Source organism: Thermobifida fusca NBRC 14071 = JCM 3263, assembly GCF_001592045.1.
GTDB classification, from domain to species: domain Bacteria; phylum Actinomycetota; class Actinomycetes; order Streptosporangiales; family Streptosporangiaceae; genus Thermobifida; species Thermobifida fusca.
Genome location: NZ_BCWB01000059.1, coordinates 20,945 through 27,203, shown reverse-complemented (window position 1 = coordinate 27,203; position 6,259 = coordinate 20,945). Strand labels below are relative to the sequence as shown.

The following is a 6,259-nucleotide window of genomic DNA, read 5'->3' as shown; positions in this document are numbered from 1 at the left end:
AAGAAATCTAATTCTGGAGATTTCTAGAGAACAAATCTTCTTCCTTTGCAGGCTATTTTCCCTACAGAGGTGGAAGGTTTCCGCACGCTGTTTCCCATTCGCAATTTGTATGTCACTAGGGTGAAGATCGTTGATATTCGCAAATTCTCTAGCAACCGCATGTCAGTTTGTGCTTCACTCGTTCTGAGGCAGGAATTAGGAGCGGACTGTACTTGTGGGATACCACGGCTCTAGAAAAACCACTCTGTTGCAGGCATTGGCACTGAAATTGACGGGGACTTTGGTTGCGCGAAGTCTCCTGTCGGACCTTTCAGAGTGGGTTTCCCTTGGAACACCAAGTGGGATAGTGAGCGTCCATATCAACCAAGATACGAGGCGGGAATACTCCTCAAATCCGGGTTAGATTCTGAGAGAATCGCTTGTTGCAGAATTGGCCGGATTCTTTGCTTAAAAAGCCGCTATGGATTTTCTCGCTCACCTGCTTTGTCAGCTCTTCCTGAAAATTCTCTCTATTGAACCTCCTGGGCGGAGTTATCCGCAAAGCTGGTTTGTCGTTAGATACGGTCCCTTCCGAAGACTGAGCGAGAGCTCATCGAACTCCGGGCTTTCAAGCCTGGTCGCGCGAGTGACTACCCTGTTCCATGCCCATACCTCGCTTTCTGGGGAGCGTGCAGCGGCTGAAACGGTATTTCCCCCGCATCCAGTTCATCGTGGCTACGCACAGCCCTTACCTCTACCAGAGCGCTGATCCAGGCGGTTTGATCCGACTACCAGACGTCACTGAAGAGGAACCGCCATGCGCGTAGTCTCCCGGGTCTTTACAAGCGCGTTGTCTCCGGCAGCAGTGATGACGCACTGCTCGCTGACCTGTTCGGTATTGATTCGCGCTACTCAGTGCAGGCCGAGGAGAAGCGGCAGCGCCTGGCCCAACTGGAATCTGCTGTGCCGAGAGGGGCAGCCACCCCTGAAGAGATAGACGAGCGCCACGGGGTGCAGCAGGCCGTGGCGAGTCCGTTCACTGCTCGTGTGGACGAAGCGGCGAGGCGGATCAGCCGAGCTTGACATGATGAGGAGTTTTGTCGTCCCAGGGCTGCTCTTCTGAGCTCTGTCTAGTGACAGCACTCAGCTCGGGTAGAAAACCTGACTGAAAATACCGAGCTCACCGAATCGCTGTGTCACCGGCTACTAGCGACACGCTCCCAAGCTGCCCTGGAGCGATAGCTACCAGGATCAGTGGATCACCACCTCTTAATAGCCAGGGCTACTTACTCAGAGTGCATCGCGTTTAGCAGCAGTCAGGAACGCCATCCACTCGACAATAGAAAACTCCAAATAGCCCAGATCCCGATACTGGCTATCGCGGACAGAAGAAGAAGGAGCAGTAGCCACCTCAACACAGTTGCCATGGCCAGCGCTATAGCTGGACTTACGCCACTTGAAGTCCACGCTACCCCTCACCCCTTCCTCACCACATGGTCTTCAAAATGTCATTTCGAGTATCTTTAATCAATCTAAGACCATTCTTTTTCGAAAGGAAGGTCTTCTACTCAGAGGGTGTTGCGTTTAGCAGTGTCTAGAAACGCTGTCCACTCCACAGCGGGAAACTCTAGATGTCCCATCTCTCGGTTCTTACTGTCGCGGATTTCTGAATAGCGCGAGGCAACCGCAACCTCAACAAAAGAGCCTCCCGTTCCCCCGCTGTAACTGGACTTACGCCGCTCCACCCCCTTACCATCCCTCACTCATGCACTCCTTTGCGGTCACGATTCATGCCGCTCTCCACACGAGGAGAGAATCACTCCGCTACAAAGAGAAGGATGGTATTCAGAGTTCGTCGCGCTTAGCAGCACTCAGGAACGCCGCCCACTCCATAACGGGAAACTCCAAGCGTCCCAGCTCTCGATGCTGACTGTCCCGGACCGCCGACAAACGCGGGACAACCGCAACCTCAACACAGTTGTTGCTACTGGGGTTGCTGTAGCTGGACTTCTTCCACTCGGCGAAGGTCAGGTCCACGGTCTACCTCTACCGTCCGGTTCAAGACTCAGGTGAGCAGCTGTTCGAGGAAGATACGCGAGTCTTCCACAGACATGGCACTTCCCTGAGTGCGACTAAAAATCAGCCTATAACGGGCGATCTCCTCATCAGTGTCCAGGTAGTAACCGTCTTTATGGCTTTCCAAGTAGACGACGCTGCCAGCGGCATCAGTGCCATCGAAACCAAGAATGGTGAAGGGGACACCGGCTGCTGCATGCGCCCCTGCACTGAAGGGGAGTATCTGGATATCGATGCGAGGTCGTTCTGAAAGCTCAAGCAGGTGTCTAACCTGGGCTTTCATCGTCTCGACACCACCGATCTGGCGGCGGATAGCCGCTTCATCGATGACTGCCATGACCATCGGTGGTTCTTCACGGTCCAGGACTGTCCTCTGCCGTTCAGCGCGAATCTCTAGGCGGCGTTGGACTTCCTCTTCCCCATGGATGTCAACCGAGGTGCGCATCAGAGCAGTAGCGTAGTCGCGAGTCTGAAGCAGCCCCGGCACAAGGGCAATGTTGTACTCCTGGATCAGGGTTGCTTCTGCCTCGAGGCCGAGAAAAGCACCGGGAAGCACATCCTTGTACCGGATCCACCAGGGCTTCTCCGCCCGGGAGTCTCTGGCGATTTGGATGAGCTCCTCTGCAACAGCCTTATCAGCCTTGTACACCTGGCATAACGCCATGATGTCTCCCGCTTTGAGCCTTTGGAAGTCTCCGGCTTCAAGGCGTTGAAGCTTGGCTCGGCTCCACCCCAGCGCCTTCCACACCTCGTCCTGGGAAAGTCCTGCCTCGCGTCGGAGCCGTTTCAACTGAATAACCAGGTAGCGCCGCCGGACGGGCATTCTCGCAACCATTGCACCTCCCCGATGGGCTTACCGCTCCACTCCTCTTAAAGCCGCCTCAAAATTCACATATAAGACTTTGATGCACATATATATGATGGACTCAATTTTTGAGGCTGCCTCATTTAATCTATGTATCAGTTAACCCGCGACTACTTAGTCGCCCAGCTCTCCCCTGGAGGTGTCCTGTACCGTCTGCTCGCCTGCCCTCAACACCACCCATGCCGCTCATACGCTGAGAGCCGCGGATCTATCCCGGTTCGCGTCAGCGGGGCAGATGCGTTCGCACCTCCACCGCGATCTGGCTGGGTTTCCCGCTGAACTGGTGGACGACGTGCAACTGTGCGCCAGCGAACTGTTCGCCAACGCGGTCAACCACACCGTCTCCGGTGCCCCTGGCGGCCAAGTCGTGCGCTCCCTGTCGCTTCCCGCAGCCGACCGGCTGCGTCTCGAAGTCACCGACAGCGGCCTGACCCCGCACCGGCCGCGCATTCCCGACCTGAGCGGCACCGCACGGTTCACCGCGGAACACCACCGCGGCCTGCTCCTCGTCTCCGCACTCGCCCTGGACTGGGGGTACCGCCCCGCAGTAGCCCATCCCCCGTCAACCTGGGCTTAGTGGTCTGGGCTGACTTCGCCCTCGCCCCGGCTCAACTCCCGACCAGCCTTCCCGTGCCCATCCCCCACACGTAACCCCGGCTGTTCCAGCCCGCACTGTCCGCCCCCTCCCTGTCTGTCGAGAAAGGCGCCGCACCGCCATGCCTGCAACCTTCACGGAAAGCAACAATTTCGACACCGATCGAAACCAGGACGCCCGCTTGGCGGCCCTCATCCGCCAGCTCGCCGAGATACGCCCCGAGATCCTCCACCCGGCCGCGCCCACACCACAGCCTGCGTCCCGGCCTGCACCGCAGAGCACGGCGCGTCCCCCGCGGCCGCTCCGCCCGCACCCGACCGATCCGGCCTCGCCCCACCACATCACCTACCTGCGCGCCCTGTCCTGCGGCACGCACAAGCCCGGCCAGTACTGGCCCGCCCACGCCACCCAGGAGTACTACGCCCGCAAACTCCGCCTCTGGCTGCGCCGCCGCATCGCATACGCCGGCCACGATGCCAAACCCGCCATCACAGCGGCGCTCGCCTTCACCGCAGGCTGTCTGCTCACCCTGCTCGGCACCACAGTCCTGACGTGAGCGGCTCCCCCGCTCTCGCTGCGGGCACGGCGCGGCGATTTCCGCGAAACCCCTCACCCGCCGTCCAAGCAGCAAGTACAGTACGGCGTGCGCCCCGGTGCAGTCTCTGCTCGCAAGCTCCCCGGGGCACAGCCCTCTTCCACAGGCGAACCGAGTGGTCGCCCGCAATCCGACAACTCCCCTGACAGCCGAAGGGCGGCCCCGTGCGGGACCGCCCTCCTCACACTCCGGTCAGCTCACGCTCACGACCCGGCTGCTGCTTCCAAACGGGCCAGCTCCTCGTCGACCACGGACTGGTCGAGCTTGCGGAACAGCGGCGTCGGCGGCTTCAGCGGGGTGCCCGGCACGATCGGAATCGACTCCCACCGCGCCTCGTTGTCCGCATAGTCGCCGGTGATCACCGGGTAGGTGGACATGCCCTCCTCACCGCCGATCGAGTCGGTGGCCTCCTCCAACCGCGGCATGCCCGTCCACGTTCCCGTGCCGCCCAACATCTCGTACACCTTGTTCGACGACGCGGGCAGGAACGGGGTGAGCAGCGTCTTCGCGTCGCTCACCAGTTGCAGGGCGACGTGCAGGACCGTCTCCATGCGCTTCGGATCGGTCTTCTTCAGCTTCCACGGCGCCTGCTCCGAGAAGTACTTGTTCGCCTCGGCGACCACGCGCATGGCTTCCTGGAGCGCCGCCTTGAACTGGGCCCGGTTCAACCGTTCCCCGACCGTGGCGAACGCGGCCTTCGACGCGTCCAGCACGGCGCGGTCCGCGTCGGTGAGTTCCCCGGCTTCGGGAATGTGGCCGATGTTCTTCGCCGCCATGGAAATCGACCGGTTCACCAGGTTGCCCCAAGTGGCGACCAGCTCGTCGTTGTTCCGGCGCACGAACTCGGCCCACGTGAAGTCAGTGTCCTGGGTCTCCGGGCCGGCCGCGATGATGTAGTAGCGCAGCGCGTCGGCGTCGTAGCGTTCCAGGAAGTCGCGCACGTAGATGACGACACGGCGTGACGAGGAGAACTTGCGTCCCTCCATCGTCAGAAACTCGCTGGACACCACCTCGGTGGGCAGGTTCAGCGCGCCCAGCGAGCCGGGCTCGCCTCCCTTGCTGCCCTTGCCGCTGTAGCCGAGCAGCATGGCAGGCCAGATCTCGGAGTGGAAGACGATGTTGTCCTTCCCCATGAAGTAGAAGGACTCGGCGTCGCTGTTCTGCCACCACTTGCGCCACGCCTCAGGGTCGCCGGTGCGTTTCGCCCATTCGATCGACGCCGACAGGTAGCCGATGACCGCGTCGAACCAGACGTAGAGGCGCTTGTTGGGCTGGTCGCGCCACCCCTCCAACGGGATCGGCACACCCCAGTCGAGGTCGCGGGTGATCGCCCGCGGCTGCAGTTCGTCGAGGAGGTTCAACGAAAACTTCAGCACGTTGGGCCGCCACTCGCCCCCCTTGCTCTTCAGCCATTCGCTGAGCTGCTCGGCGAACGCGGGCAGGTCGAGCATGAAGTGCTCGGTGTCGACGAACTCGGGGGTCTCCCCGTTGATCTTCGACCGGGGGTTGATCAGGTCGGTCGGGTCGAGCTGTTTGCCGCAGTTGTCGCACTGGTCGCCGCGTGCCCCGTCATAACCGCAGACCGGGCAGGTACCTTCGACATAGCGGTCGGGCAGAGTGCGGCCCGTGGACGGCGAGATCGCGCCCTTGGTGGTCTTGCTGAAGATGTAGCCGTTGCGGTACAGGCCGGTGAACAGCTCCTGCACCACTGCGTAGTGGTTGGCGGTGGTGGTCCGCGTGAACAGGTCGTAGGAGAGGCCGAGCGCGACGAGGTCTTCGGCGATGATCCGGTTGTACCGATCCGCGAGCTCCCGAGCGCTCACCCCTTCCTGGTCAGCGAGTACCTGGATGGGTGTTCCGTGTTCGTCTGTGCCACTGACCATCAGCACGTTGTTGCCGGACATTCGCTGGAAGCGCGCGAAGACGTCGGAGGGGACCCCGAACCCGGAAACGTGGCCGATGTGGCGGGGGCCGTTCGCGTAGGGCCAGGCCACCGCGGTCAGAATGTGGCGTTTCGACGACATGGTTTAAGCCTAGAGCCAACCCGGACCGGCTTCATCCAGTTTCTTCCCCGAAAACTACTGCGTGTCTGGGTCTCCCAACCGAAACATCCTCTTATGGGACCTCGACTGCCCATCTCTTTTCTTCT

General features: G+C 60.7%; 7 protein-coding genes. 2 read left to right on the top strand and 5 right to left on the bottom strand.

The window, feature by feature from the left end; translation table 11 throughout:
- Positions 1–1,269 precede the first annotated feature (1,269 nt).
- The 4 genes from TF1_RS16015 to TF1_RS14470 all read right to left on the bottom strand — a co-directional run bounded on the left by TF1_RS16015 (position 1,270) and on the right by TF1_RS14470 (position 2,890).
- Entirely contained in the window at positions 1,270–1,446 is a 177-nt protein-coding gene (locus TF1_RS16015) for a DUF397 domain-containing protein (RefSeq protein ID WP_156482512.1), read from the bottom strand.
- 101 nt (positions 1,447–1,547) lie between these two features.
- Positions 1,548–1,724 (bottom strand): DUF397 domain-containing protein, encoded by a 177-nt coding sequence (locus TF1_RS16010; protein ID WP_082797724.1) that lies wholly within the window; start codon positions 1,722–1,724, stop codon positions 1,548–1,550.
- 100 nt (positions 1,725–1,824) lie between these two features.
- A complete protein-coding gene (locus TF1_RS14475) occupies positions 1,825–2,016 on the bottom strand; it encodes a DUF397 domain-containing protein (protein ID WP_061783983.1) in 192 nt (63 codons plus the stop codon).
- 28 nt (positions 2,017–2,044) lie between these two features.
- Positions 2,045–2,890, bottom strand: a complete 846-nt coding sequence (locus TF1_RS14470; protein WP_061783982.1) for a helix-turn-helix domain-containing protein — start codon at positions 2,888–2,890, stop codon at positions 2,045–2,047.
- A 265-nt stretch (positions 2,891–3,155) separates the two neighbouring features.
- Here TF1_RS14470 and TF1_RS14465 point away from each other — a divergent pair, with 265 nt between their 5' ends.
- Both TF1_RS14465 and TF1_RS14460 read left to right on the top strand, forming a co-directional pair.
- On the top strand, positions 3,156–3,497 hold the full coding sequence (locus TF1_RS14465) for an ATP-binding protein (protein ID WP_016188151.1): 342 nt from the start codon (positions 3,156–3,158) through the stop codon (positions 3,495–3,497).
- 139 nt (positions 3,498–3,636) lie between these two features.
- Entirely contained in the window at positions 3,637–4,071 is a 435-nt protein-coding gene (locus TF1_RS14460) for a hypothetical protein (protein ID WP_011290837.1), read from the top strand.
- 242 nt (positions 4,072–4,313) lie between these two features.
- On the opposite strand, the gene metG is transcribed toward TF1_RS14460, so the two are convergent.
- Complete coding sequence (gene metG, locus TF1_RS14455; RefSeq protein ID WP_061783981.1) at positions 4,314–6,134, bottom strand: methionine--tRNA ligase; 1,821 nt, start codon at positions 6,132–6,134, stop codon at positions 4,314–4,316.
- Between the last annotated feature and the right edge of the window lie 125 nt (positions 6,135–6,259).

What these genes read in the sequence shown, in the direction of transcription:
- TF1_RS14470 (WP_061783982.1), bottom strand. Translation starts at nt 2,890, where the DNA reads ATGGTTGCGAGAATGCCCGTCCGGCGGCGCTACCTGGTTATTCAGTTG.
- TF1_RS14465 (WP_016188151.1), top strand. Translation starts at nt 3,156, where the DNA reads ATGCGTTCGCACCTCCACCGCGATCTGGCTGGGTTTCCCGCTGAACTG.
- TF1_RS14460 (WP_011290837.1), top strand. Translation starts at nt 3,637, where the DNA reads ATGCCTGCAACCTTCACGGAAAGCAACAATTTCGACACCGATCGAAAC.
- metG (WP_061783981.1), bottom strand. Translation starts at nt 6,134, where the DNA reads ATGTCGTCGAAACGCCACATTCTGACCGCGGTGGCCTGGCCCTACGCG.